The sequence below is a fragment of the Dyella amyloliquefaciens genome, from assembly GCF_004296575.1.
GTDB classification, from domain to species: Bacteria; Pseudomonadota; Gammaproteobacteria; order Xanthomonadales; family Rhodanobacteraceae; genus Dyella; species Dyella amyloliquefaciens.
Genome location: NZ_SAYT01000002.1, coordinates 583,686 through 610,106, shown reverse-complemented (window position 1 = coordinate 610,106; position 26,421 = coordinate 583,686). Strand labels below are relative to the sequence as shown.

The following is a 26,421-nucleotide window of genomic DNA, read 5'->3' as shown; positions in this document are numbered from 1 at the left end:
GCACCCTATTTTTGCCTGGAGTTTTCGCATGAAGCGTTTGATCGAAGGTTTCGAACAGTTCCGCAACGATGTCTTTCCCGCCCAGCGCGAGGTCTTCCGCAAGCTGGCCGCCGGCCAGAATCCCGGCACGATGTTCATCACCTGCGCCGATTCGCGCGTGATGCCGGAGATGATGTTTTCCACGCAACCCGGCGAGCTGTTTGTCTACCGCAATATCGGCAACATCGTGCCGCCGTATGCCCAGCACGTGAGCGGCGTGGTCGCCGCCATCGAGTACGCGGTGAAGGTGCTTAAGGTGAGTCATATCGTGATCTGCGGTCATTCCGATTGCGGCGCGATGAAGGCGCTGCAATATCCCGAGCTGGTGCAGGACATGCCGTCGGTGGCGGCGTGGATGAAACATGCGGACGTGGCGCGCTATGTGGTCGAGCAGAATGGCCCCGATCTGCAGGGGCCGGAAGGCCTGCGCTGCCTGACCGAGGAAAACGTGGTGGGGCAGCTCGAACACCTGCGTACCTTGCCCGCCGTGGCGGCCGCGCTGGCGAGTGGCCAGCTGAGCATTCACGGATGGGTTTACGACATCGCGCACGCGGAACTGAAGGCGTTCGATGCGCAACAGGGCTGTTTCGTGCCGATCGAGCCGGGCAAGGGCAGGGTGCCCGAGGCGACGCCGCATGCGCGCTTCTCGATGCCCGCTGCGTCCGCTGCGTGAGGACGGCTGCCGTGATACAGCGTTACTTCTCGCAAGGACGGTTCGGGCGGGACCTGCTCGGATCGGTCGTGGTCTTCCTGGTCGCGTTGCCCTTGTGCATGGGCATTGCGATCGCTTCGGGCATGCCGCCTGCCGCGGGACTGATCACCGGTATCGTCGGTGGCGTGGTGGTCGGCGCCATCGCCGGTTCGCCGTTGCAGGTCAGTGGTCCTGCTGCGGGGCTTGCCGTGCTGGTGTTCGAACTGGTGCGCGAACACGGCGTGGCCGCGCTTGGCCCGGTCGTCCTGCTGGCAGGCCTGATCCAGATCGCAGCCGGTTTGTGCCGTGCCGGCGTGTGGTTCCGCATGTGTTCGCCGGCGGTGGTCGCGGGCATGTTGTCGGGTATCGGTGTATTGATCGTGGCTTCGCAGATGCACGTGCTGATGGACGCCGTGCCCAAGGCGCGAGGCCTCGAGAACTTCGCCGCATGGCCGGGTGCACTGGTCGACGCGTTGCAGGGCGAGCGTGGAAGCCTGGCGGCATTGGGTGTCGGCGTGGCAACCATCGCCATCATGTTGGGCTGGGAAAAGCTGCGTCCGGCGAAGCTGCGCTTCGTGCCCGGTGCGTTGCTGGCGGTGGTGGCGCTTACGGCAATCGTGCAGTGGATGAATCTGCCGGTGAAGACCGTGGACGTGCCATCCAACCTCATGGCTGCGGTGTCCATGCCGAGCTGGAGCGGCCTGGCGGGTTTGCTTGAGCCGTCGTTGTTGATCGCGGCCCTCACGTTCGCCTTCATCGCGAGTGCGGAAACGCTGCTGTCGGCTGCTGCAGTCGATCGCATGCACGATGGAGCGCGCACACAATACGATCGCGAGCTCACCGCGCAGGGCGTGGGCAACATGCTGTGCGGCCTGTTGGGCGCGTTGCCGATGACGGGTGTGATCGTGCGTAGCGCGGCGAATGTGCAAGCGGGTTCTGCCACGCGCATGGCGACCATCATGCACGGTGCATGGTTGCTGGTATTCGCCGCGCTGTTGCCGTGGCTGATGCGCATGACGCCGGTGGCCTGCCTCGCGGGCATCCTCGTCTACACCGGCATCAAGATGGTCAACTTCAGGCAGGTGAAGGCGCTGGCGCAATACGGCGCGGGCACGGCGTGGATCTATGTCGCGACCACGCTCGCCATCGTGGCGACCGATCTGCTGGCGGGCGTGCTGGTCGGTTTCGCGCTGTCGCTGTTCCGCCTCGCGCTGCACTCCTCGCGACTGAAGGTGAACCTGCACCAGCATGACGAGCCCGGTACGGCCTCGCTGAGGCTCGAAGGCTCGGCGACGTTCCTGCGCGTGCCTTCGGTGGCGCGCACGCTGGAACGCGTGCCGCCGAACACGCGGCTGCAACTGGTGGTGGATCGTCTGCAGCACGTCGACCAGGCGTGTCTGGAGCTGCTGCGCGAATGGGGTCGTAATGCCTCGTCGCGCGGGTGCGAGCTGGTAGTGGACTGGAAACAGCTCAACCAGCGCGTCGAAGGCGTACGAAGGGCCGCATAGGAAGCGGCCCGATCATGGAACCTGTTCGCGGCCTCCCCTCTCTCCGCACGTGAACAGGTTCCTAAGTCCCCGGGCGGGCGCGTCGGTGTAGGTCCGACGTGTCAGTGGGCCCGGGGTGTCACGAACCTGTTCGCGGCTTCCCCCTCCCTCCGCATGTGAACGGGTTCCCACGCCCCCGGGCAGGCGCTTCGGTGTAGGTCCGATGCGTCAGCGGGCCCGGGGTGTGTTTTCCGAAAGTGCCTTGTCTTCGCTCGCCAGCTGCGCGCTGTCCCAGCCGCCGCCAAGCGCGCGGATCAGGTCCACGCTGGCCTGCAGGCGACGCGTACGCACCTGCTCGGCGCTGCGTTCGGCCTGCAGCGCGGCCGTCTGTGCGCTGACCACGTCGAGGTAATTCACCGCGCCTTCGCGGTAGCGATTGGTGGCGATGGTCTGCGAGTCGCGTGCCGAGCTGGCGGCATCATCCTGTTCGTGCGCTTCCTTGCCCAGCTGTTGCAGCAAGGTGAGATTGTCTTCCACCTGCTGGAAGGCATTCAACACGACTTGCCGGTACTGTCCTGCTGCCGCATCGAGATTTGCTTGCGCGGCCTGCACGCGGGAGTGGCGAAGGCCGCCGTCGAACAGGCTCATCGCCAGTTCGGGGCCCAGTGCCCAGTAGCGATTGCCCGCGGTGAGCAGCTCGCCTCCGGTGTTCTGCCAGCCGAACACGGCGGACAGGCCGATGCGGGGGAAAAACGCGGCCCGCGCCACGCCGATCTCCGCATTCGCGGCGAACACGCGGCGTTCGGCGGCCGCGATGTCGGGGCGTCGCTGCAGCAAGGTCGACGGCACGCCGAGTGGAATCGCCGGCACCGGCATCGCCGCGTCGGTGGTGGACAGCTTGAACGTGGACGCCGGTTCGCCCACCAGGGTGGCGATCGCGTGTTCGGTGAGCCCGCGTTGCGCCTCCACTTCGGAGACCTGGGCCATTGCGTCAGACAACTGGGTCTTCGCGCGGCTTACGTCCAGGCCAGAGGCAATACCGCCCTCGAAACGGCGCTGGGTCATGTCCAGCCCCTGGCGATAGGCGTCCAGCGTGTCCTTGAGGATGCGGTCCTGCACGTCATAGCCGCGCAGGCGGATGTAGAGATTGGCCAGCTGCGCTTCCAGGCTGAGCTTGGCTGAAGCGAGATCCGCCGCTGCCGCCGTGGCGTCGGCCTTGCCGGCGGCCACCTCGTTGCGTACGCGGCCCCACAGGTCCAGCTCATAGCCGGCGGCGAAGCCGACGGTGTCCGCGCTGTATTCGTTGGGCTGATTGCTGCCGCGTAGCGGGCGGTTGTCGGACTGGCGGTTGCGCAGGTCGCTGGCGCCGACGCCCAGGTGCGGATACAGATCGGAACGAACCTCGCCGACCACGGCACGCGCCGCGTCATAGCGCGCCAGGGCGACCGAGAGCGAAGGGTTGGCGGCATCGAGCTGCTTTTCGAGCCGATCGAGCTCGGGGTTGTCGTACACCGACCACCAGGGGCCGCGCGACGCCGTATCCGCCGGATGCGCAGGCGACCACAGTCCATCCTGGGTCTGGCCGGCGAACGCTTCCGGCAACTTGCCGACATCGGGCTTCTGGTAGGCCGGTGCGAGTGAACACGCGGGCAGCGCCGCGATCGCCGAAAGGCAGCACAGGCGCAACAACAGAGCACTGCGCATGGTCGTCACCCCTTCTTCGCGCCGGACGCCGTCGTGGCAACCATCACCTGGTCACCCTGCATCAGCGAATCGGGCGGATGGTCGATGATGCGGTCGCCGGGCTTCAGGCCCTGGTCGATCTGCAGGTGGTCGCCCAGGTCCATGGCGATATGCACCTTGCGCAGTTCCGCCTTGTTGTCCGCACCCAGTACGGCGACCTGAGGGCCCTGTGCGCGGAACAGCAGCACGGTGGCCGGCACGGTGATGATGTGGTTGCTGCTGTCCGTGGGCAGATGCACTTCGGCATATGCGCCGGGCATCAGCGCGTTCTTCGTGTTGTCCACTTCAAACTGCGCGAGCACGGTACCGGAGGCCTGGTTCACCGCGCCGGCATTGCCGATGAGATGACCGGTGAACTGCTCGCCCGGATGATCCGGCACATCCAGCTGCACGCTCATGCCCGGCTTGATGGCGCCGGCATAGCCCTGCGGGACATCCACGTACAGGCGCATGCGGCTGGTATCGGCGACGGTGAACAGGGCGGGGCCGCTGTCGTTCGCGCTGATCAGGTCGCCGATGTCGGTGTGGCGCGCGGTGACCGTGCCGGCGAACGGCGCGGTGACGTGCTTGAACGCTTCCAGCGCGGCGACGCGGTCCATGTCGGCCTGCGCGGCCTGCACGTTGGCTTCCGCCGCCTCCGCTTCGCCGGCCTTTTCGTCGGCTTCCTGGCGGGATACCGAGTTGGACGCAAGCAGGTTCTTCCAGCGCTTGTCGGTCAGCGCGGCGAGACGCGCATTGGCCTTCGCGCGGGCGAGATTGGCCTTGGCCTGCTCGAATTGCTGGTCCAGCTCAGGCGTGTCGATGACGGCCAGCGTTTCATTGGCGGCCACCTGGCTGCCGATGTCGTGGTTCCAGCTCTTGAGGTAACCACCCACGCGCGCATGGATGGGCGCGCTGATCCAGGCGTCCAGATGGCCGGGCAGGCTCATGCCCTCGGCGCTGCCGCCGACGTCGGGCGTGATCACCTGCACGCTCGGCAGCACCTGCGCGTCGGTCCACTTGACCACGCGATGGTAGTCGTAGGCACGCACGGAAATGCCTGCGATGGTGGCGAGCACGGCAAGGGCAATGCCTATGCGCAATGCCTTGGACACATTGGGCGGTTGCCGCGGCGTCGTGGCGGCATGGGCATCATGCGGCATGAACGGTATCTCCAATCAGGGAATCGGGTGACGGCTGCACCTGCTCACGGCCATGCACGATGCTGAAGATCACCGGCACGAACAGCAGGGTGGCGAAAGTGGCGAACAGCAGGCCGCCGATGACGGCGCGGCCCAGCGGCGAGTTCTGTTCCTGGCTCAGCGCCATCGGCAGCATGCCGATGATCATTGCCAGTGCGGTCATGCAGACCGGGCGGAAGCGGGTGAAGCCGGCTTCGAGCGCGGCCTTCATGGCGTCGCCATGTTCGGCCAGTCGTTCGCGGCAGAAGCTCACCACCAGGATCGAGTTGGCGGTGGCCACGCCCATGCACATGATGGCGCCGGTCAACGCAGGCACCGACAGCGTGGTGTGCGTGATGAACAGCATCCACACGATGCCGGCGAGCGCCGCGGGCAGGGCGGTGATGATCACGAACGGATCCAGCCACGACTGGAAGTTCACTACGATCAGCAGGTAGATCATCACGATCGCGCCCACCAGGCCGAAGATCAGGCCGCCGAACGCTTCGTTCATCGTGCCGACCTGGCCATGCAGGGCAACTACGGTGCCCTTGGGACGCGTGGCGGCGAAGCGGTCGAGCACCTTCTGCACGTCGGAGGATACGGCGCCCAGGTCGCGATCCTGTACGGTGGCGTAGATGTCGTACGCCGGCATGATGTTGTAGTGCGACACCACCGCTGCGCTAGGTTCGCGAGTGAACGTGGCAAGGCCGCCGAGGATCTGGCTGGCGCTCTTGCCACCGGCCGTCACCGGCAAGCTGGCGAGGTCGGCCATGCTGTCCATGCGGTACTGCGGCGTGGACGCCACGATCGCATAGGACACGCCGCTCTTGGGGTTCAGCCAGAACGCCGGCGCGACCTGCGAGCTGCCGGCCAGCGACGCGACCATGCTGTTGGTGACATCGCGCTCGGTCACGCCAAGCTCGTCGGCGCGCGTGCGGTTCACCTTTACGTTGAGCTGCGGATAGCTGGAACTCTGCTGCAGACGCACGTCGGCGATGCCCGGCACCTTGCGCAGCTCCTTCATCATCGACATCGCGTACGCCTCGTTCGCCTCGCGATCGCGGCCTGTGATGTTGATGTCCAGCGGCGCGGGTGCACCGAAGTTGAGGATCTGGGTGCTCATGTCCGCGGGAAGGAAGGCGAACTGCGTGCCGGGGAACTCGCGCGGCAGCTTTGCGCGCAGCTCGCGCACGAAATCGGCGGTGGGGTTGTGGCCGTCCTTCAGCACGATCTGGATGTCGCCGTCCTGCGGGCCGATGGTGCCGCTCGCGTTGTAGACCAGGTTCACGCCGCTGAGCGGCAGGCCGATGTTGTCGATCACCGTTTCCAGCTGGTCGGGCGGAATCACCTTGCGGATGGCCGCCTCGATATGGTCGAACTCCGCGGCGGTCTCTTCCACGCGCGTGCCCATCGGGGCGCGCACATGCATGGCGATGGAACCCGCGTCGACCTCGGGGAAGAAGTCGCGGCCCAGGAACGGCACCAGTGCGAAGGAGACCAGCACGAAGCCGAGGAAGCTGATGACGAATTTGCGGCGATGGGCCAGGGCGATGCTCAGCGTCGCGTAGTACACATCGCGCACGCGGGTGAAGTGGTGCTCGAAGCGTTGCTGCATCGACACCAGGCGAACCATCAGGCTGGAGCGGCGACGCTGGGTCGGCTGGTCACCCTCATGGTGATTGATGTACGGATCTTCCGGATGGTCACCCTTGCCGTGCTCGGTGTGGTGCGGCTTGAGCAGGTACATCGCCAGCGTCGGCACCAGGGTGCGCGAGAGCAGGAACGAGGAGGCCATGGCGAAGATCACCGCCAGCGCCATCGGGCGGAACAGGAAGCCCGCGATGCCGTTGAGCATGAACATCGGCACGAACACGATGCAGATGCACAGCAGCGAGACAAAGGCCGGTGTCACGATCTGCCTGGCGCCGTCCATGATGGCGGTGTGCACGTCCTTGCCCTGCTCGAGATGCCAGTTGATGTTCTCGATGGTCACCGTGGCGTCGTCGACCAGGATGCCCACCGCGAGCGCAAGGCCGCCCAGGGTCATCACGTTGAGGGTTTGCCCGGTTACCGCCAGCAACGCGATGGCCGAGAGGATCGATAGCGGAATCGATACGGCGATGATCACCGTCGAACGCCAGCTGCCAAGGAAGATCAGGATCATCACCGAGGTAAGCAGGGCCGCGATGATGCCTTCGCGCGCCACCGAACTGATCGCGGACTTCACGAACACCGACTGGTCGGCCAGCAGCGAGATCTTCAGCGACGAGGGCTGGGTTTCCTTGATCAGCGGCAGCAGCTTCTTGATGCCGGCGACCACGTCCAGCGTCGACGCGTTGCCGTTCTTCAGCGCGGGCATCAGTACGGCGCGCTTGCCGTCCACGCGCACCACGTTGTTCTGCGGTGGCGCACCGTCGCGCACATGCGCCACGTCTCCGATGGTGATCGTCGCGCCGTTGACGGTTTTCACCGGCAGCGTGTTGAGCTCCTCGATCGCCGTGGGGCTGTTGTTGAGCTGCACGTGGTATTCGTAGGTGCCGATCTTCGCGGTGCCCACCGGGATGATCTGGTTCTGTGCGGACAGCGCATTGCCCACGTCCTGCGCGGAAAGGCCCTTGGCGGCAAGCGCCTGCGGGTCGAGGTCCAGCGTGATCTGGCGCTGCTTGCCACCGTAGGGCGTGGGAATCGCCACGCCCGGCACGGAGATCAGCGTCGGGCGCATGAAGTTCTGGCCGATGTCGCGGATCTTCGACTCGGACAACTCGTTGCTCGACAGCGCCATCTGCAGCACGGGTACGGTCGAGGCGTTGTAATTGAGGATCAGCGGCGGCGTGATGCCGGGCGGCATCTGCTTCACGACCGTCTGCGAGATGGAGGTCACCTGCGCGGTCGCCGTGCGGATGTCCACGCCGGGCTGGAAGAAGATCTTCACGATGCCCACGCCTGGCAGCGACTGCGACTCCATGTGCTCGATGTCGTTGACCGACGTGGTGATCTGGCGCTCGTAGTAATAGATGACGCGACCGGACATCTGGTCGGGCGGCAGGCCGTTGTAGGTCCACACCACGCTGATCACCGGGATGCCGATGTTCGGGAAGATGTCGGTGGGTGTGCGAAAGGCCGCCAGCGGGCCGGCGATCAGGATGACGATCGCCAGCACGATGAAGGTGAGCGGTCGCGACAGGGCGATTCGGACTAGACCAAGCATGGAGATTCCAGCGAAACGTGGGCGCACAGACGGCGCCGGGCAGGCGGCGCCGTTACGGTGAGGTCACGGCGAGGACGGCTGGAGGCAGGGTGGTCCGGAGGCAGGGGAGTGCGGAAGCAAGGGCATGTCATGGCTCGGTGCAGGCGCAGGGCCCGATCAGCCCATGATCTCAACCCAATCTTGTGGAAACCTTTTGGATGGCTGAAGGGTGGCTGGGCAGCGGGGAGCTTAGGTGTGCCATGTTGCGGTGAGACGACGGTGGTCGTATGTCCGGGAAACCTGAGCGAAGCAGCCCTTCTCCCTTCGGGAGAAGGTGCCGGTCCCACAGGGACTCCTTTCAGTCGCAGCGGATGAGGGTGCGGGCGGAGCGCGACTTACGCGGCTTCCGCCGCCATCCGGATCCTCACCAGCAACCCCCGCCCCAGCGGCGACTCCAGCAACTCGACGGATGCCTCATGCAGCTCGATCGCGCGCTGCACGATGTTCAATCCCAGCCCATAGCCGCGCGTGGCGCTTTCCTCCTCGCGGTGGAAGCGCTGGAACACCGCCTGGCGGCGTCCCTCGGGAATGCCGGGGCCGTTGTCGCAGATGTCGATGACGGCGCTGTGGCCGTCGCGATGGATGGACACTTCGACCTGCCCGCCGGCCTCGGTGTAGCGCAGGGCGTTTTCGATCAGGTTGCGGAACATGGCGGTGAGGGCGACTTCGTGGCCGCGTACGATCACCGGTTCGTCATCGTGGCTGAGACTAGCGGCGATGTCTTTCTCAACGATCAGCGGCGCAAGCTCCTCGATCACTTCGGTGGCGATGCGGGCCAGGTCCAGGCGGGTGCGTTGCTGGGAAGCGGCGCCTGCCTCGAGCCGTGCCATCGCCAGGATCTGCTCCACGCGCCGACCCAGCCGCGCCATGCTCTGCTGCGCATTGCGCACGGTGAACTCCACCTCGGTGGGGTCGTCCGAGATCATTGCGCTTTCCAGGTGGATCATGGTCGCGGCGAGCGGCGTGCGCAGTTCGTGGGCGACGTCGGTGGCGAAGCGGTGTTCGCGCTCCAGCGCGTCTTCCAGTCGTTCCAGCTGCTGGTTGAGCGCGACGATCAGCGGCTTGATCTCCTGCGGCGCGACGTTGGCGGGCATCGGCTTGCGGCTACCCGGCGTGCGCCGGTCCAGCATCTCGGTCAGTACCGCGACGGGGCGCAGGCCGCGCTTCACTGCCAGGCTCACCAGCAGGGCCAGCAGGGGCAGGCCGATCAGCAGGGGCAAGGTGTGCTCGATCACCAGGCCGCGTGCGATGTCCTGGCGATTGTCCGAACGCTCGCCAATCCGTATCACCAGGTTCGCGCGGTTCTGCAGGGTGAAGGTGCGCCACAGGCGGCCTTCGTGCTGGATGTCGCGGAAGCCGCGCTCGTCGGCGGAGGGCGGCGGCAGGTCGGAGAGATTGGAGGTCGCGGCGATCAGTTCGCCACGCGGGTCGTAGGCCTGGAAGCCCACTTCCGGTTCATAGTTGTGCGGATGCACCGACACCACCACGCCGTGATGCCGCGTCTCGCCATCCTGCTTGATGCCCGGCAGTTCGGCATCGCGCTGCGGCAGCTCGCCGTGCGCGATCAGCGTGCCCAGCGTGCGCCCGGCCTGGGCGAGTCGGCCGTCGAGCAGCTCGTTCATCTCACGCAGTTCGCGGCGGTAGCTGATCCAGCCGAGTGGAATCAGCACGGCGACCATCACGGCGATGATCAGCCAGGTAAGGCGCGTGCGGAGACTGGCGGGATGAGACGCTGGGCTCATTTGGGTTCGCGCGGGATCATGTAGCCGATGCCACGCACAGTATGGATCACCTCGGTGCTGAGCTTGCGACGCAGCCAGTGCACCTGGACTTCGATGGCATTGCGTTCGACCACGGTGTCCAGGCCGTAGACGGAAGTCTCAAGCGTCTCGCGGCGGACGATGCGTCCCGCCCGCTCCATCAATACGCGGAGCAGGGCGAACTCGCGGCGGGTGAGGCTTACCAGCGCGCCGCGGAACTCCACTTCGGCCGTCGCCAGGTTGAGGCGCAAACCGCCCACTTCCACCAGGTTGTCGGCCAGGCCTTGCGTGCGCCGGGTCAGCGAGCGGATGCGGGCGGACAGTTCGCCCAGATGGAACGGCTTGACCAGATAGTCGTCGGCGCCCAGGTCCAGGCCGCGGATGCGCGTTTCCAGCGCATCGCGCGCCGTCATCACCAGCACCGGCGTCTTCACGCCCGCGCGGCGCGCCTGGGCCAGCACTTCGAGGCCGTCCTTGCCGGGCAGCCCCAGGTCCAGCAGCACCAGGTCGACCGGCTCACCGCGCAAGGCTTCGCTGGCTTCGCGGCCGTCACGCAGCCAGGTAATCGCGTACGACTGGTGCTCCAGCGCATGCTTGATGGCGCCGCCCAGCTCGGCATCGTCCTCGACCAGCAGAATATGCATGCGCAGGCACCCGTATCGGCCTCGGGAAATCGTGGCTCATGCCACCGTACACCGCCATGATCCCCAGACTTCCTTTTGTGGATCTTTTGCCGCTGGCGGTGGACACGTTGGCCGCTGGGCTGTGCGCCGTCAATCGATACGGGTCTTTACATACCTGACGACGGGCCTTGGCCCGCCGTCAGGTTCCCTGCGATGGCGCCAAACGGGCGCCAGAGAAACGCGGTTCAGGGCCTCTTCGCCACGGACGCGGCAACGATAGCCTGCTTGAGTTGCTCGTCACTCAGGGCGACGCCCTGCGATTCGTCGATGGCCACGGCCTTGATGCTCTGTGGCACCAGCATCAGATGACGGTCGCGCTCCCAACCCTTGGCCTGCTGCTGGGCACGGGCGAAGTCCTCGGGACTGTGTCCGACGAAGCCAATCACGGCATAGCCGTTCTCGTCGACGGTATAGGTTTCAACGGCGCTGGCCGTGCCGGCGAAGGCAAGTCCCAGCACGATGACAGCGGGGAGAATTTGACGCTTCATGGTGGCCTCCTGATGGGGTCTGAGGTTCCGGGGAGGCTTAAACATAGGCTCGCGTCGCACATCAAGCTTGATGAAGTTGCGCGAAACACTGAGGAAAACATGAGGAATCCCGGTGCGGAGCGCCCGCACCGTGCCACTAGTCATGCCTTTTCGTTGTCCACGGTCTTCGGCTTGTAACGACAGAGGTCGCGAATGACACAACGGGGACATTCGGGCTTGCGTGCCTTGCATACGTAGCGGCCGTGCAGGATCAACCAGTGATGAGCGTCCTGCTTGAACGGCAGCGGCACCACCTTCTCCAGTTTGTCCTCCACCACACGCACGTCTTTGCCCGGAGCGAGACCGGTGCGGTTGGCGACGCGGAAGATGTGCGTATCCACCGCAATGGTCGGATGTCCAAACGCGGTGTTGAGCACCACGTTGGCGGTCTTGCGTCCCACGCCCGGCAGCGCCTCGAGCGCTTCACGCGTGTCCGGCACGTCGCCGCCGTACTGCTTAACCAGGATGCGACACAGCGCAATCACGTTCTTGGCCTTGCTGTTGAACAGGCCGATGGTGCTGATGTACGGCTTGAGCTTCTCCTCGCCGAGATCGAGGATCGCCTGTGCGGTGTTAGCAACCGGATAAAGCTTTTTTGTCGCCTTGTTCACACCCACGTCGGTCGCCTGCGCCGACAGCACCACGGCGATCAGCAGCTCGAACGGCGTGGTGTAGTTGAGTTCCGTGGTGGGGTGCGGATCGAGTTCGCGCAGTCGGGTGAACAGCTCGACGACGTCGGCCTTCTTCACGAGGGCTTTCCTTGTTGTTTGGCGCGCGCGCGGGCGAGTGCGGCCAGCACGGGATTGGTCTGCATGGCCGTGCCGACTTCGGCCTTGCGAGCGGCCAGTTCGACTTCACGCTGCGCCTGCTCGCGCTCCAGTCGTGCCTCGCGACGCTGGAAATGGGCACGCGCCGCATCGGCGTGGGCGGTGTCTTCGGCCTGTGCGAGCGGCATGGGTTCCAGCACGATGCAGTCCACCGGGCAGGCCGGCACGCACAGTTCGCAGCCCGTGCAGTCGTCGACGATCACGGTGTGCATCAACTTGGCCGCGCCCACGATGGCATCGACCGGGCAGGCCTGGATGCACTTGGTGCAGCCGATGCAGTCAGCCTCCACGATGCGCGCGAGCGTGCGTGGCTTCTCCACGCCATGCTCGGGATCGAGTGGCAGCACCGGCACGTCCAGCAGTTCGGCGAGACGCGCGATGCCCGCGGCACCTCCCGGCGGGCATCGATTGATCGAGGCCTCACCGCAGGCAATCGCTTCCGCATACGGGCGGCAACCATGGAAGCCGCATTGTTCGCATTGCGTCTGCGGCAGCAGGGCGTCGATGCGATCGGCGAGCGTCATGGGATCAGCGGACAGTTGCGCCCGGCTTCGCACCCTGGTCGGCGTCCAGCAGGAACAGATCGCTGCCACCGTCGCCGGCGGAGAGGATCATGCCCTCGGAGAGGCCGAAACGCATCTTGCGCGGCGCCAGGTTGGCGATGAACACCACGTTGCGACCCACCAGCTTTTCCGGCTCGCCGTAGGCAGCGCGGATGCCGGAGAAGATCTGGCGCGTACCCAGCGGGCCGGCATCGAGTTCGAAGCGCAGCAGCTTGTCCGAGCCGTCCACGAACTCGCACACGGTGACCTTGCCCACGCGCAGGTCGAGCTTGGCGAAATCGTCGATGCCGATCACGGCGGGGCCGTCGGTGGCGGCGGTCGGAGTGGTGCTGGCTTCGCTCATGGGCTTGCTGGTGTCCTTGGCTTGCTTCGGGGTGGGCTTGGGTTTCTCGGCGGGCGCGAGAGAGTCCTTGGACATCTCCACCATCGCCACGACGTGCTTGGAATCGATGCGTCCGAGCAGGGGCTCGAACACGTTCACGGTGTGGTTGTGCAGTTCGGCGCGCGCATCGTCGAAACCGGTGATCGGCGCGGCGAGGAAATGCTCGGCCGCTTCCACCGTGGCCGGCAATACGGGCTTGAGCAGGCCGGCGAGCAGGCGGAATGCAGCCAGCGCAAACGAGCACACCTGGTGCAGTTCATTGCGCTGCGATTCGTCCTTGGCCATGGCCCACGGCGCCTTGGCCGCGATGTAGCCGTTGACCATGTCGGCCATGGTCACGAAGCGCCGCGTCACTTCGGCGAACTCTCCGCTGTTGTACAGCGCCGGCACGTCGCCGTAGAGCGAGAGCAGTTCGCGCCACAGTTCCTGCTCTTCATGGCTGAAGGCGGGTGCGAGGCGTCCTTCGAAATACTTGTGCACGAAGCCGGCGGTACGGCTGGCGATGTTCACCCACTTGCCGACGAGGTGCGAATTGACGCGCTCCTCGAAGGCCTTGAGGTCCAGGTCCACGTCCACCGGCGTGTCGCTCAGCATGCTGGCGAAGTAGTAGCGCAGGAATTCCGGATGCAGGCCCGCATCGAGGTAGGTGCGCGCCTGGATGAAGGTGCCGCGCGACTTGGACATCTTCGCGCCGTTCACCGTCAGGTAGCCGTTGACGTGCAGTGCGGTCGGCGTACGGAAGCCCGCGCCGTGCAGCATCGCCGGCCAGAACAGGCCGTGGAAATTGATGATGTCCTTGCCGATGAAGTGGTGCAGTTCGGCGTGGCTGTCCGGCGCGAGGAAATCCTCGAACTTCAGGTCGGTGCGCTCGCACAGCGCCTTGAAGCTGGCGAGGTAACCCACCGGTGCATCGAGCCACACATAGAAGAACTTGCCCGGCGCATCGGGAATGGGGAAGCCGAAGTAGGGTGCATCACGGGAGATGTCCCAATCCTTCAGTCCGCTGTCCAGCCACTCGCGCAGCTTGGCGACCACACCGCTGTTGGCCACCGGCTGGCCATCAGTGAGCTTGCCACCGAACCAGTCACGCAGCAGCGGCTCGAACTTGCCGAGTTCGAAGAAATAATGTTCCGAGTCGCGCAGCACCGGCGTGGCGCCCGACATCACCGAATACGGGTTGACCAGGTCGGTCGGCGCGTAGGTCGCGCCGCAGTTCTCGCAGTTGTCGCCGTACTGGTCGGCCGTGCCGCAATTGGGGCAGGTGCCCTTGATGTAGCGATCCGGCAGGAACATTTCCTTTTCCGGATCGAACAACTGCTGGATGTCGCGGCGCGCGATGTAGCCGCCGTCGCGCAGGCGCGTGTAGATCAGCGAGGCGAGCGCGCGGTTCTCTTCCGAATGCGTGGTGTGATAGTGGTCGAACGCCACGTTGAATGCGGCGAAATCCGCCTCGTGCCCCACGCGGATGCCTTCGATGTAGGTCTCCGGCGTCAGGCCGGCCTTTTCGGCGGCCAGCATGATCGGCGTGCCATGGGCGTCGTCGGCGCAGACATAGATCGTCTCGTTGCCCTGCATCCGCTGCGCACGCACCCATACGTCGGCCTGGATATAGCCCAGCAGGTGACCCAGGTGCAGCGGGCCATTGGCATAGGGCAGGGCGTTGGTGACGAGGAGGCGACGGCTCATGGGCGGAAGCGGCTGCGAGGGGGTTGAGCATTATGGCATGGCGCCCCCTGGAAACCGCGCCAGCGGCGCCATGGGGCCGGTTACGTCCGTTTGGACGTCCACCGCCAGGCGACGATGCCGGCCGCGATGATGGCCGTCGGCAGCCATACCCAGCAGAACTCCGACTGCAGCACGTGCCACCCACGCTCGCTGAAAAAGCGCGCGCCGATTGGCGACACGGCAATCGGGCGGAAAGCCGCGAACCATCGCGCATCGCTGAAGGGCCACCACAGCGCGACGCCGAGACCGCCGTTGGTACAGGCATCAAGCAGGGGGTGCGAGAGGGCGGCCAGGCCGACGAACCCCGCGGCTCGCCATGGCGTGGTGTTCAATCGCCGGTGCCACAGGGCGGCAGCGACGGCGAGCAGCAGCGCGAACATCATCGAATGCGTGGCGCCGCGATGGCCGAAGCTGTCGGCATAGGCGACGTGGAACTTGAAGGCCAGCACATCGGCATCGGGCAGCATCGCCGCGACGGCCCCGGCGGCGAGCAGGCGACGGCTGATGACGCGACGACCGAGGGCGCCGCCGAGCATCAGCGGGACAACGGCGTGGGTGAGGATGGTTGGCATGTTCGCGACTCCTTGCGTGGCCTGACCGCCAGCGTGCGTGCTTCCGGGGGCGCCAGCATGGCAGGAAGCGGGCAACGAGCGGTGCACGATTGTCACGGTATTGCACGTTTATGCACGATTAGCTACCTTTATCGCGTTCTCTCCTTCCCCAAGAGTCCGCCGTGAAAGCTATTTCCGCCGCTGTGCGCGGCCTTCCCGAGGGCCGTTCGCTGGCCGCTGCGCGGCGAGCCACGCGCGTGATCTTCCTGGTGTCCGGCATCGGCATGTCGGCCTGGGCTCCCATGGTTCCCTATGCCAAGGCGCGGCTCGGGCTCGACGACGCGCAACTCGGCCTGGCGCTGCTGGTGTTCGGCGGTGGCTCGATGCTGTCGATGCCGTTCGTCGGCTGGCTTGCGCACAAGCTGGGCAATCGCACGCTGATCGTCGCCTCGGGCCTGTTGTTGTGCCTGGCGCTGCCCGCGCTGGCCCTGGCATCGAGCATCGCGGCGCTGGTCGCGACGCTGTTCTATTTCGGCGTGATGCTCGGCGCGGTCGACGTCGCGATGAATGCGCACGCCGTCGATGTGGAGCGGTTGGATGGCGGCCGGCTGATGTCGGGCTTCCATGGACTCTTCAGCATCGGTGGCCTCACGGGCGCCGCGGTGGTGAGCGGATTGCTGGCCCTGGGACTGCCACTCGTATTCGCGGCGACGGTCGTTGCCGTGGTGCTGCTCTCGCTGGTGCTGTGGCTGCGTGGCGACCTGCTCGACGATGCACCCCAGGCCACCGATACAGAGAAGACCAAGTTCGGCATGCCGCATGCGCTCGCATGGCTGCTTGGGCTGATGTGTTTCGCCAGCTTCCTCGCCGAAGGCGCGATGCTCGACTGGAGTGCGGTGTTCCTGCGTGATTTCCGCGGTTTTGCCGCTGCGTCCGCGGGCTTCGGTTACGCCTGTTTCTCGGTGGCGATGGCGCTGGGCCGCCTTATGGGTGATCGCCTGATCGCGCGCTTCGGGCCTGTCTGGGCCGTGCGCACCGGCGCCGCGCTGGCGGTCGCCGGCTTCCTGGTGGTGGCGTGGGCGCCGGGTGCACTCGCGGCGCTCGGCGGTTTCGTGTTGATCGGCCTGGGCGCCTCCAACATCGTGCCCGTGATGTTCAGTGCGGCAGGCCGGCTTCCTGGCACGCCGCCGGCAATAGCCATCGCCACGGCGACCACGCTGGGTTATGCAGGACTGTTGAGTGGCCCGGCTTTGATCGGTTTCGTGGCGCATGCGAGCAGCTTGCCGATGGCGTTCGCCGCGGTGGCGGGGCTGCTGGTGCTGGTGGGACTTTCTGCGAGGATCGTGCAGCGATGAGCAAGCGTGTCGACACCGTGGTCTTTGATCTGGGCAACGTGTTGATTGCCTGGGATCCGCGTCGCCTCTACCGGCAGTTGATCGACGATGAGGAGCGCATGGACTGGTTCCTGCGCGAAGTCTGCAACAGCGCCTGGAACGAGCAACAGGACGCGGGACGCTCGTGGTCCGAAGCGACGGCCCTGCTGCGCGATCGCTACCCCGAGCATGCAGACCTGATCGATGCTTATCACCTGCGCTGGGAAGAGACCCTGGTGGGGCCCATCGAGGGAACGGTGGCACTGCTGGCCGAATTGAAGGCACGCGGTGTACGTCTCCTGGCGCTCACCAACTGGTCGCACGAGACGTTTCCCATCGCACGGCAGCGCTATCCGTTCCTGCAGTGGTTCGAGGGCATCGTGGTGTCGGGCGAAGAGCGACTGATCAAGCCCGATCCGCGCATCTACCAGTGCCTGCTCGATCGCTATGCGGTGGATCCGGCACGTGCGCTCTACATCGACGACTCCCGGCGCAACGTGGACGCCGCCGAGGCGCTGGGCATGCAGGGCTGGTGGTTCAGCGAACCCGATGGCCTGCGCATCCGGCTCACTGAGCTTGGCCTGCTTGCCGCCGACGGTGTGCGTCATGGCTAAGCCCGCACAGCCCGCACCCGACAGCGGCGCGCTGCCCCAGGAGCGGCAGCAGCGCATCCTGGCGAAACTGCGCAACGACGGGCGCGTGGTGGCGGCGGAACTCGCCGCCGTCTTCGACGTGTCGGAAGACTCCATTCGCCGCGACTTGCGTGAACTGGCGGCGATGGGTTTGTGCAAGCGCGTCTATGGCGGCGCGCTGCTGCCTACGGCCACGCCGTCGCCGCTCAAGCAGCGTCGCGGCGAGCATTCGGCACGCAAGCAGGCATTGGCCCGCAAGGCGGCGGAACTGGTGCGACCCGGCCAGACGTTGCTGATCGACACCGGCACCACCAACGTGGCAATCGCCTCGGTGTTGCCGACCGATGCGCGGCTTACCGTCATCACCAATGCACCGCATATCGCGCAGCTGCTGCTGGATCGCGAAGGCTTCGATGTCTTGCTGATCGGCGGCCGCGTCGATGCCACCATCGGCGGCACCATCGGTGCGCAGGCGGTGGAGCAGGTGCGTCGTGTGCGCGCCGACCTGTGTTTCCCGGGCGCCTGCGCCATCGATGCAGCGCATGGCCTGTGGGGTTTCGACAGCGAAGAGGCGCTGTTCAAGCGCGCGATGATCGAGGCCAGCGACGAGACGGTGGTAGTCGCCACCGATGACAAGCTCGGCGCCGTCGCCGCGCACCAGGTGGCGGAACTGTCGCGCGTGCAGCATCTGGTGGTGGAACACTCGGCAGACCGGGCCACGCGTGCGGCGTTCACGGCGCGTGGCGTGGCGGTGCATCGGGCGGATTCGGCCTGATCGACCCGTTTGTTGTAGGAGCGCACCCAGTGCGCGATAGACCCTAGACATTAGCGGGTTAGGGAAGTCTGCGGTCGCGCACTGGGTGCGCTCCTACGGGGGTGATCGCAAGATTGGCCCCTCACCCCAACCCTCTCCCCAAAGGGGAGAGGGAGTCAAAGCGGGTTACTACTGACGCTGCCACTCCTGGCTGCGGCCCAGCAGCGAGAAGCCGATGTAGCCGCGGACGGTGAGCTTGCTGCCATCTTCGCTGGGCTGCAGCTTCACCTTGTAGACCTTGCCGGTCTTGGGGTCGAGGATCTTGCCGCCGTCCCAGACGTCGCCGTCCTTGTGTACGCCCCACATGATGTTCATGCCTTCGATCGGCTTGTTCTTGCGCTCGCCGTCGCAGTTCTTGCAGACGGGATGCGGGCCTTCGTCGGACTGCAGCACTTCCACTACGGTCGCCTTCAGTTCGCCGCCTTCATCCGTGATCTTCACGATGGACTTGGGCTTGCCCGTCTCGTCATCGATGGTCTTCCAGGTGCCGACCGGGGTGTTCTCGGCGGCAAATACCGAACCGGCGCCCAGCAGCAGGGCGGCGACGACGGCGGCGCGAAGCAGTGACTTCATGGGTGATCCTCCCGTACGAAAGCGTATGTTTGGAGCCTGACCGAGGTCATGCAGGGGCGTCAAGTTGCAATGCGAGAGCGTCGCAACGGGCCGGATAGGGGGCTGCGGCTGGCATAATGAGTGATCCCCATGACAGTCCACGATTCGATATGACGCAGGCAAGCGAAGCCCTGGTCCGCCGCATTCTCGGCGAGCTGATCGACCCTCACACCGGTGCGCCGCTGGTCGACGCCGTGCGCGCCGTCGGCGTGGACGGCGACCGCGTCTCCGTGGACATCCAGCTGGGTTATCCCGCGACGGGCGCCATTCCTGCGCTGACGTCCCTCACGAAGCAGGCGCTTGAAGCCGATCCGGCGATTGCCTCCGCCGCCGTCTCGATCGGCACGCGCATCCACTCTCACAAGGTGCAGGGCACGTTGGGCCCGTTGCCGGGCGTGAAGAACATCATCGTGGTGGCCTCGGGCAAGGGCGGCGTAGGCAAGTCCACGGTGTCGGCCAACCTCGCGCTCGCGCTGGCCGCGGAAGGCGCCAGGGTGGGTGTGCTCGACGCGGACATCTACGGCCCCAGCCAGCCGCGCATGCTCGGCATCAGCGGCAAGCCGCAGTCGCCGGACGGCAAGACCATCGTCCCGATGGAAGCCCATGGCCTGCAGGCCATGTCGATCGGCTTCCTGGTGGACGAAGAGACGCCGATGATCTGGCGCGGACCGATGGTCACCCAGGCCATGATGCAGCTGCTCAACGACAGCCGCTGGGAGCAGCTCGACTACCTCATCGTCGACCTGCCGCCGGGCACCGGCGACATCCAGCTCACGCTGTCGCAGAAGGTACCGGTGGCCGGTGCCGTCATCGTCACCACGCCGCAGGACATCGCGCTGCTGGACGCGCGCAAGGCGCTGAAGATGTTCGAGAAGGTCGAAGTGCCGGTGCTGGGCGTGGTGGAAAACATGGCCACCCACGTCTGCTCGAACTGCGGCCACGAAGAGCACATCTTCGGCGAGGGCGGTGGCCAGCGCATGGCCGACCAGTACGGCGTGGCCTACCTGGGTTCGGTGCCGCTGGACATCCGTATCCGCGAGCAGGCCGATAGCGGCACGCCGACCGTGGTGGCGATGCCCGATTCCGATCTGGCCGCGCGTTACCGCGAGATCGCCCGTAACGCCGCCGGCCGGCTGTCGCGCCATCCTCGCAACAAGTCGCTGGGCCTGGGCAAGATCATGGTGCAGGGCACCCCGTGAGTCCGGATGCCGGACGGGCGCCGCCACTGCGCGTGCTAGGCCTGTCCGGCAGCCTGCGCCGGCGTTCGGGCAATACGGCCTTGCTGCGAGCCGCAGCAAGGCTCGCTTCCGGGGATATCTCCCTGACTGTCTATGACGGCCTGGCGAGCCTGCCGCTGTTCAACCCGGACGATGAGATGGAAGCGTTGCCGGCTTCCGCCGAGGCGCTGCGGCGACTGGTGGGCGCCAGCGACGCCCTGCTGATCGCCTGCCCGGAATACGCCCATGGCGTGCCGGGCCCGTTCAAGAACCTGCTGGACTGGCTGGTGGGCAGCCTGGAGTTTCCCGATAAGCCGGTCGTGCTCTGGAACGCCTCGGCGCGCGGGTCGCACCACGCCCAGGACGCTTTGCGTGAAATCCTGCGCACCATGTCGGCCCGCCTGCTGGAGCCGGCCTTCGTCACCGTCCCGTTGCCGGGAGCCGGTTGCGACGAGGCCGACCTGCTCGCCGATGTGTCGCAGGTCGCGCTGGTACGCGAGGCGCTGGGCGCGCTGACCCGCGAATTGGCGCGGGCGACTGGCGGGTGAACCCGGGTTTCCGCTATTTTCCCGGTCTTTACGCCCCACGGCGCGACTGACAACCCCTTCGGGAGTCCGAGTGAGCATCAAATCCGACAAGTGGATCCGCCGCATGGCCGAACAGCACGGCATGATCGAGCCGTTCGAGCCGGGCCAGGTCAAGACGCGCGACAACACCAAGCTGGTGTCGTACGGCACGTCGAGCTATGGCTACGACGTGCGTTGCGCGCGCGAGTTCAAGATCTTTACCAACATCAACTCGACCATCGTCGATCCGAAGGCGTTCGATCCGACCAGCTTCGTCGACGTCGAGGCGGACGTGTGCATCATCCCGCCCAATTCCTTCGCGCTGGCGCGTACGGTCGAGTACTTCCGCATCCCGCGCCAGGTGCTGACCATCTGCCTGGGCAAGAGCACCTATGCGCGTTGCGGCATCATCGTCAACGTGACGCCGCTGGAGCCGGAGTGGGAGGGGCATGTGACGCTGGAGTTCTCCAACACCACGCCGCTGCCCGCCAAGATCTACGCCAACGAAGGCGTGGCACAGATGCTGTTCCTCGAGTCCGACGAGGAATGCGAGACCAGCTACAAGGATCGCGGCGGCAAGTACCAGGGCCAGCAGGGCGTGACCCTGCCGCGCACCTGAGTCTTCGACCTTTTTGATCCACCTGAACGGCTACCTTCCCGGTCCGATGCGTTCGGCCGGGGCGGCGCTACACTCACACAGTCAACATCCATGCATTGCAGGAGATTCCGCATGACCCGTTTTCCCACGCTGCTGACCCGCGCGGCCGCAGCCATCCTGCTGGGCAGCATGCTGGTGCTGGCCGGTTGCCACCGCGGCAGCACCAAGGACGAAGTGCGCACGGCGGACATGAAGAGCCAGTTCGACGTGACCATCCAGGCCTACAAGAATGGCCAGTTCATCGTCGACGGCGCCGTGCTGTCGGCACTGGATACGGGCAGCCACTTTGCCTACCTGAAGGACCAGGGCAAGTTGCCCAAGACCGTGCTGGTCGAGCCCAGCGACGACTCCAAGGTCCGCAAGCAGCACCTGCAGTACATGGCGCGCCTGCAGCTCGACTATGGCTTCACGGTGTACTACGACGACGGTGGTCAGCTGAAGAAGATCAGCATCGTCGATACCAAGGCGCGCGACCTGGAAGACTACAAGGCTCCGCCGAAGGCCGCGGAACCCCCGCCGCCGCAGCAGCACTGATCGGTAGCCGATTGACAAGAAAGCCCGCGAAATTCGCGGGCTTTTTTTGTGCAGTGGTTAGTAAGGGTGATCGCGCACTGGGTGCGCTCCTACAGACGAGCTGGCGCGCCAATCGCTGTTGTAGGAGCGCACCCAGTGCGCGATCGGCGCTCAACGCGCCAAGGCCGAGCGCAATCGCTCCGTCATCGCCACCAACGCGTCTTCCGCATAAGGCTCCGCCCGTCCGCTACCCCACACCGGGCCTGGCCACGCGGCATCGCCTTTGCGACGGCCGACGACGTGCACATGCAGCTGCCGCACGATGTTGCCGAGCGCACCCAGGTTGAGCTTGTCGAAGGGCGCCACGGAGCGCAGTACCTGTGCGGCCTGGTTCACTTCCTGCCACAGCGCGGCCTGTCGTTCGGGAGGAAGGTCGCAGATCTCGACGAGTCCCGCCTGGCGGGGCACGAGCACCAGCCAGGGAAAACGCGCGTCATTCATCAGCAATACTTCGCACAGTGCGAGCGACAGGACGGGGCGGGTATCGTTCGCCAGTCGCGGATCCAGCGCGAACTCGCTCATGCGCCCTGCACCAGATGCTTTTCAAAAAACGCGAGCGTTCGCTCGTAGGCCAGCTTGGCGCTCGCCTCGTCGTACTGCGTTCCCACATCACGATTGAAAGCGTGGTCAGCCGGGTACGTGAACACCTCCATCTGCGGCAGCATCTGTCGGTGCTTCTCCACCATCTCCGCTGGAATGCCCTTGTCCTTTTCGCCGAAGTGGAACATCACAGGCGCCTTGGGTTTTTCGCCAAGGAAGGGCACGTTGCGCGCACCGTAGTAACTGACGGAAGGCAGTCCCAGACGCATGGCGGCGAGCATTGCCACCGTGCCGCCCCAGCAGTAGCCCACGGTACCGATGCGCCCCGCGGAGGAAATCGCCTCGGCAGCGCTGGCCACGTCCTCCACGGCGCGGTCCATGCCCAGCTCCATCACCAGTGCCTTGCCGCGTGTATAGCCTTCTTCGTTGTAGCCCAGTTCGACGCCAGTCTCGAGGTGATCGAAGAACGACGGGGCAATGGCCGTGTAGCCGGCTTCCGCAAAGCCATCGGCAACGCGACGAACGTGATCGTTGACGCCGAAGATCTCCTGGATCACTACGATGCCGCCCTTGGACTTGCCCGCCGGCTTGGCCAGGTAGGCGCCGATGCACTGCATGCGCGTGGTGTTGAGATTGATGGTCTGGCCCATGACAACGCTTCCCGGGTGGCAAGGCGCCCATTCTAGTCGTTCAGGGAAATGAACCGACCTGGGCTATAATGGTCCGTTTTCCGCATAGTTACGGTTGCTCCTCCATGTCGCAGGCCTCGCCCAAAGTCGGTTTCGTCAGTCTTGGTTGCCCCAAGGCCCTGGTCGACTCCGAACGCATCCTCACCCAGCTGAAGGTCGAGGGCTACGAGATCGTGCCCAGCTACGGTGCGGCGGACGCGGTGGTGGTCAACACCTGCGGCTTCATCGATGCGGCCGTGCAGGAGTCGCTGGATGCGATCGGCGAAGCGCTGCACGAGAACGGCAAGGTGATCGTCACCGGTTGCCTGGGCAAGCGCTCGGAGCTGATCCGCGAAGCCTATCCGGATGTGCTGGCCATCACCGGTCCGCAGGACTACGCCAGCGTGATGAGCGCGGTGCATTCGGCGCTGCCGCCCAAGCGCAACCCGCTGCTCGACATCATTCCGGACACCGGCATCAAGTTGACGCCGAAGCACTACGCGTACCTGAAGATTTCCGAGGGCTGCAACCACCGCTGCAGCTTCTGCATCATTCCCTCGATGCGTGGCGACCTCGTGTCGCGCCCGGTCGATGAAGTGCTGCTGGAAGCCGAGCGCCTGGTGAAGGGCGGCGTGAAGGAACTGCTGGTGATCTCGCAGGACACCAGCGCCTACGGCGTGGATGTGAAGTACGCCGAGCGCCAGTGGCGCGACAAGAGCTACCGCACGCGCATGACCGAGCTGTGCGAAGGCCTGTCCGAGTTGGGCGTGTGGGCACGACTGCACTACGTCTATCCGTATCCGCACGTGGACGAAGTGATGCCGCTGATGGCGGAGGGCAAGATCCTTCCGTACCTCGATATCCCGTTCCAGCACGCGAGCCCGCGCATCCTCAAGCTGATGAAGCGCCCGGGCAACATCGACAAGACGCTGGAGCGCATCCGCAACTGGCGCAAGGTCGTGCCCGACCTCACCATCCGCAGCACCTTCATCGTGGGCTTCCCCGGCGAAACGGATGCGGAGTTCGAGGAGTTGCTCGACTTCCTGCGTGAGGCCGAGCTCGATCGCGTCGGCGCGTTTGCCTACTCGCCGGTGGACGGCGCCAAGGCCAACGAGCTGCCGGGTGCCGTGTCCGAAGAGCTGAAGGAAGACCGCCTCGAGCAGTTCATGGCGGTGCAGGCGGAAATCTCCGCCGCCAAGCTGCAGCGCAAGATCGGCCGCACCATCAAGGTGCTGGTCGACGAGGCGGGCGCCAATGGCGCGGTCGCGCGTTCGGCCGCGGATGCGCCGGAAATCGACGGCGTGGTGCACATCGCCAACGGCCAGCTGCTGAAGCCGGGCCAGTTCGTCGACGTGGTAGTCGAAGACGCCGACGAGCACGACCTGCACGCACGCCTGGCGGGCTGATCGCGACGGCGCGGCGTCATGCGTTATGTGGCGCCCGCCCGCGGCACGATCGATCCCGAGGTATTTCTCCGTCCGCCATTGAGCGAATGGCAGGCGCACGCTGACTGGCTGTGCGCAGATGCGTGGCCCGGTATCGATGCGTTGAATGCCGCGCGGCCTGCGGCGATGCGCGAACGTTTCGTCGTGCAGACGCCGGCGCTGCTGGACGACGGCGTGCATTACGAGCAGCGCATCGCCGATCACGGCGACATCGCCACGCGCGAATCCAACTGGCACGACCTGTTCAATGCGTTGATCTGGCTGCGCTATCCCGACATCAAGCGGGCGCTCAACCTGCAGCAGATGATTGACATTGGGCGCATGGGCGCCAAGCAGCGTTCGCGTGCGCAGTATGCGATGACGCATTTCGACGAGGCCGGCGTCATCGTGCTGCTGCGTGATCGCCGTCTGCTGGATGTGTGGGATGCACACGACTGGCATGGGCTGTTCTGGCGCGAACGCGCGGCATGGCAGGACGGGCGCATTGCGATCGATCTGTTCGGCCACGCGTTGATGGAGCACGCATTGACGCCCGACAAGCTCCTGGTCGGCAAGGCCCTGGTCTTCCTCGCCGATGGCACACAGGACAGCGCCATCGGCGCCTGTGTCGAAGGCGTTAGGAATGGCCGGTTATTGCGTGATCCCCTGGAGTTGCGGCCGTTGCCGCTATCGGGCATTCCCGGCTGGCATCCGGAAAACGGCCATGAAGCCTTCCATCGGAACACCGTCTGCTACCAGCCGCGGCGCGAAGGGCGCCAGTATCCGGCCCCCACGACCCTCTGATGGGTGCATCACCCCCGGCATCTTTGAAATTGCGGTGGGTCCGCAATCGCGCTAAAAAGCCAGTCAGCAGGGCGCTGGGGAACGGGCATGGAAAAGGCTGGTCGGACGCGCTTTGGGGAGAGACTGCAACGCCTGCTGGGATTTGGCGTGCTGGTCGGCTTGTTGCTTGGCGCCGTCCCTTCGATAGCCGATGATGGCGCGGGGACGAAAGCGCCGTCGATAGCCATTCATTTCGGCATCCTGCCGATCGGGAGTGCAGCCGAATCGCGCGAGCAGTGGCGGCCATTGCTGGAAGACCTGGACAAGCGGCTGGGACATCCTGTCGATACCGTATCCGTCAGCAGTTACGCAGGGCTCTCCGGTGCGATCGCCGAGAAGCGCGTGGATATCGCCTTTCTCTCGGGACGACTCGCCACCGAGGCCGTGCAGCACCAGCACATGCGCGTGGTGGCTCAGTTCGTTCGCAGCGATGGCGTGAAGGGCAATGTCGCGATGCTGATCGTTCGCTCCGACAGCCCCATCCACGATCTCAAGGATATGCTCGCGAAGCCGGGGCATTGGCGTTACGGTCGCGGCGAGCCGCTGTCGGTGACGGGGTATGTCGCGCCCGAGGCGCAGGTGTTCGCGTCGCAAGGGCTCAACTCGGACACCTTCTTCTCCAATGTGCGCGTGGCCAATCACCAGAACAACGCGCTGGCGGTGGTCAACGGCGAAGTCGACGTGGCGACCTGCAATAACCCGGATCTGGATCTGTTTCGCCGCAATTTTCCCAACGAGGCGACGCACATCCGGGTGATCTGGAAGTCGTCCCTGATTCCTTCCGGCGTGCTGGTGGTCCGCGATGGCATGCCTGAGCCGTTGCGCAGTCAGCTGATCGCCTTCATGCGCGACTACGGGCATGCCCCGGGCGCGGCGGGTGAGCGCGAGCGGACCAATCTCGCTCGCATTCCGGACCTGGCCGGCTTCGATGCCGCCGATGAAAGCGTGCTCAAGCCCTTCATCGACATGGAATTCCAGCTCCTGCGCGAGCAGGCCCGCAACGGTCGCTGGGTCAGCGAGCAGGCCCGGAACGCCCGCCTGAAGCAGATCGACGCGGATTACCAGAAGGCCGTGCACCTGCTGCTGCGGCACTGAGCCGTCATTCAAGCGCAG

25 protein-coding genes are annotated in these 26,421 nt (G+C 65.5%); 12 read left to right on the top strand and 13 right to left on the bottom strand.

Annotation, left to right across the window (positions count from 1 at the left end):
• The first annotated feature begins 28 nt into the window (after window positions 1-28).
• The gene (locus tag EPB08_RS07270) at window positions 29-712 is read left to right on the top strand and encodes a carbonic anhydrase (RefSeq protein ID WP_130618392.1); all 684 of its coding nucleotides are present in this window, start codon (window positions 29-31) and stop codon (window positions 710-712) included.
• Between the two features lie 14 nt (window positions 713-726).
• Window positions 727-2,238, top strand: coding sequence for a SulP family inorganic anion transporter (locus EPB08_RS07265; protein WP_130618644.1), 1,512 nt, complete (start codon window positions 727-729; stop codon window positions 2,236-2,238).
• A gap of 207 nt (window positions 2,239-2,445) precedes the next feature.
• Here the strand turns inward: EPB08_RS07265 and EPB08_RS07260 are convergent, their stop codons facing one another.
• From EPB08_RS07260 to EPB08_RS07215, 10 genes are all read right to left on the bottom strand, one after another.
• The gene (locus EPB08_RS07260; protein ID WP_130618391.1) at window positions 2,446-3,921 is read right to left on the bottom strand and encodes an efflux transporter outer membrane subunit; all 1,476 of its coding nucleotides are present in this window, start codon (window positions 3,919-3,921) and stop codon (window positions 2,446-2,448) included.
• Between the two features lie 5 nt (window positions 3,922-3,926).
• A complete protein-coding gene (locus EPB08_RS07255; RefSeq protein WP_130618390.1) occupies window positions 3,927-5,102 on the bottom strand; it encodes an efflux RND transporter periplasmic adaptor subunit in 1,176 nt (391 codons plus the stop codon).
• Window positions 5,092-8,331 (bottom strand): efflux RND transporter permease subunit, encoded by a 3,240-nt coding sequence (locus tag EPB08_RS07250; RefSeq protein ID WP_130618389.1) that lies wholly within the window; start codon window positions 8,329-8,331, stop codon window positions 5,092-5,094. The genes EPB08_RS07255 and EPB08_RS07250 overlap by 11 nt, the downstream gene beginning before the upstream one ends.
• Window positions 8,332-8,705: 374 nt before the next feature.
• Window positions 8,706-10,112 carry a sensor histidine kinase gene (locus EPB08_RS07245; RefSeq protein ID WP_130618388.1) on the bottom strand — a complete coding sequence of 469 codons (1,407 nt, stop codon included), beginning with the start codon at window positions 10,110-10,112 and terminating at the stop codon, window positions 8,706-8,708.
• Window positions 10,109-10,774, bottom strand: coding sequence for a response regulator (locus tag EPB08_RS07240; protein ID WP_130618387.1), 666 nt, complete (start codon window positions 10,772-10,774; stop codon window positions 10,109-10,111). Before EPB08_RS07240 ends, EPB08_RS07245 begins: the two co-directional genes overlap by 4 nt.
• Window positions 10,775-10,998: 224 nt before the next feature.
• Complete coding sequence (locus EPB08_RS07235; protein WP_130618386.1) at window positions 10,999-11,301, bottom strand: hypothetical protein; 303 nt, start codon at window positions 11,299-11,301, stop codon at window positions 10,999-11,001.
• A gap of 140 nt (window positions 11,302-11,441) precedes the next feature.
• The gene (nth, locus tag EPB08_RS07230; RefSeq protein ID WP_130618385.1) at window positions 11,442-12,089 is read right to left on the bottom strand and encodes an endonuclease III; all 648 of its coding nucleotides are present in this window, start codon (window positions 12,087-12,089) and stop codon (window positions 11,442-11,444) included.
• Window positions 12,086-12,691 carry an RnfABCDGE type electron transport complex subunit B gene (locus EPB08_RS07225; protein ID WP_130618384.1) on the bottom strand — a complete coding sequence of 202 codons (606 nt, stop codon included), beginning with the start codon at window positions 12,689-12,691 and terminating at the stop codon, window positions 12,086-12,088. Before EPB08_RS07225 ends, nth begins: the two co-directional genes overlap by 4 nt.
• Window positions 12,692-12,695: 4 nt before the next feature.
• Complete coding sequence (gene metG / locus EPB08_RS07220; protein ID WP_130618383.1) at window positions 12,696-14,798, bottom strand: methionine--tRNA ligase; 2,103 nt, start codon at window positions 14,796-14,798, stop codon at window positions 12,696-12,698.
• 80 nt (window positions 14,799-14,878) lie between these two features.
• Window positions 14,879-15,409, bottom strand: a complete 531-nt coding sequence (locus EPB08_RS07215; RefSeq protein WP_130618382.1) for a metal-dependent hydrolase — start codon at window positions 15,407-15,409, stop codon at window positions 14,879-14,881.
• A 263-nt stretch (window positions 15,410-15,672) separates the two neighbouring features.
• On the opposite strand from EPB08_RS07215, the gene EPB08_RS07210 reads away from it, so the two are divergent.
• Genes EPB08_RS07210 through EPB08_RS07200 form a run of 3 tightly spaced genes read left to right on the top strand, consistent with a single transcriptional unit; the run spans window position 15,673 to window position 18,168 of the window.
• Entirely contained in the window at window positions 15,673-16,743 is a 1,071-nt protein-coding gene (locus EPB08_RS07210) for an MFS transporter (protein WP_425598246.1), read from the top strand.
• Window positions 16,740-17,375 carry an HAD family hydrolase gene (locus tag EPB08_RS07205; protein ID WP_130618381.1) on the top strand — a complete coding sequence of 212 codons (636 nt, stop codon included), beginning with the start codon at window positions 16,740-16,742 and terminating at the stop codon, window positions 17,373-17,375. The genes EPB08_RS07210 and EPB08_RS07205 overlap by 4 nt, the downstream gene beginning before the upstream one ends.
• Entirely contained in the window at window positions 17,368-18,168 is an 801-nt protein-coding gene (locus tag EPB08_RS07200; RefSeq protein WP_130618380.1) for a DeoR/GlpR family DNA-binding transcription regulator, read from the top strand. The genes EPB08_RS07205 and EPB08_RS07200 overlap by 8 nt, the downstream gene beginning before the upstream one ends.
• A 168-nt stretch (window positions 18,169-18,336) precedes the next feature.
• Here EPB08_RS07200 and EPB08_RS07195 read toward each other — a convergent pair whose 3' ends face one another.
• Window positions 18,337-18,780, bottom strand: coding sequence for a DUF2147 domain-containing protein (locus EPB08_RS07195; RefSeq protein ID WP_130618379.1), 444 nt, complete (start codon window positions 18,778-18,780; stop codon window positions 18,337-18,339).
• Between the two features lie 149 nt (window positions 18,781-18,929).
• On the opposite strand from EPB08_RS07195, the gene apbC reads away from it, so the two are divergent.
• The 4 genes from apbC (at window position 18,930) to EPB08_RS07175 (ending at window position 21,794) form a co-directional block, all read left to right on the top strand.
• Entirely contained in the window at window positions 18,930-20,018 is a 1,089-nt protein-coding gene (gene apbC / locus EPB08_RS07190) for an iron-sulfur cluster carrier protein ApbC (RefSeq protein WP_130618378.1), read from the top strand.
• The gene (locus tag EPB08_RS07185) at window positions 20,015-20,584 is read left to right on the top strand and encodes an NADPH-dependent FMN reductase (RefSeq protein WP_229238243.1); all 570 of its coding nucleotides are present in this window, start codon (window positions 20,015-20,017) and stop codon (window positions 20,582-20,584) included. Before apbC ends, EPB08_RS07185 begins: the two co-directional genes overlap by 4 nt.
• Before the next feature lie 70 nt (window positions 20,585-20,654).
• Complete coding sequence (dcd, locus tag EPB08_RS07180) at window positions 20,655-21,221, top strand: dCTP deaminase (RefSeq protein WP_130618377.1); 567 nt, start codon at window positions 20,655-20,657, stop codon at window positions 21,219-21,221.
• 111 nt (window positions 21,222-21,332) lie between these two features.
• A complete protein-coding gene (locus EPB08_RS07175; protein WP_130618376.1) occupies window positions 21,333-21,794 on the top strand; it encodes a hypothetical protein in 462 nt (153 codons plus the stop codon).
• Between the two features lie 150 nt (window positions 21,795-21,944).
• On the opposite strand, the gene EPB08_RS07170 is transcribed toward EPB08_RS07175, so the two are convergent.
• Together EPB08_RS07170 and EPB08_RS07165 are read right to left on the bottom strand one after the other, a co-directional pair.
• A complete protein-coding gene (locus EPB08_RS07170) occupies window positions 21,945-22,355 on the bottom strand; it encodes an HIT domain-containing protein (RefSeq protein WP_130618375.1) in 411 nt (136 codons plus the stop codon).
• Complete coding sequence (locus EPB08_RS07165; RefSeq protein ID WP_130618374.1) at window positions 22,352-23,023, bottom strand: dienelactone hydrolase family protein; 672 nt, start codon at window positions 23,021-23,023, stop codon at window positions 22,352-22,354. Before EPB08_RS07165 ends, EPB08_RS07170 begins: the two co-directional genes overlap by 4 nt.
• A 104-nt stretch (window positions 23,024-23,127) precedes the next feature.
• On the opposite strand from EPB08_RS07165, the gene rimO reads away from it, so the two are divergent.
• From rimO to phnD, 3 genes are all read left to right on the top strand, one after another.
• A complete protein-coding gene (gene rimO / locus EPB08_RS07160; RefSeq protein ID WP_130618373.1) occupies window positions 23,128-24,447 on the top strand; it encodes a 30S ribosomal protein S12 methylthiotransferase RimO in 1,320 nt (439 codons plus the stop codon).
• A gap of 18 nt (window positions 24,448-24,465) precedes the next feature.
• Window positions 24,466-25,269, top strand: a complete 804-nt coding sequence (locus tag EPB08_RS07155; RefSeq protein ID WP_130618372.1) for a DUF3025 domain-containing protein — start codon at window positions 24,466-24,468, stop codon at window positions 25,267-25,269.
• Between the two features lie 87 nt (window positions 25,270-25,356).
• Complete coding sequence (gene phnD / locus EPB08_RS07150) at window positions 25,357-26,403, top strand: phosphate/phosphite/phosphonate ABC transporter substrate-binding protein (RefSeq protein ID WP_130618371.1); 1,047 nt, start codon at window positions 25,357-25,359, stop codon at window positions 26,401-26,403.
• Window positions 26,404-26,421 lie beyond the last annotated feature (18 nt).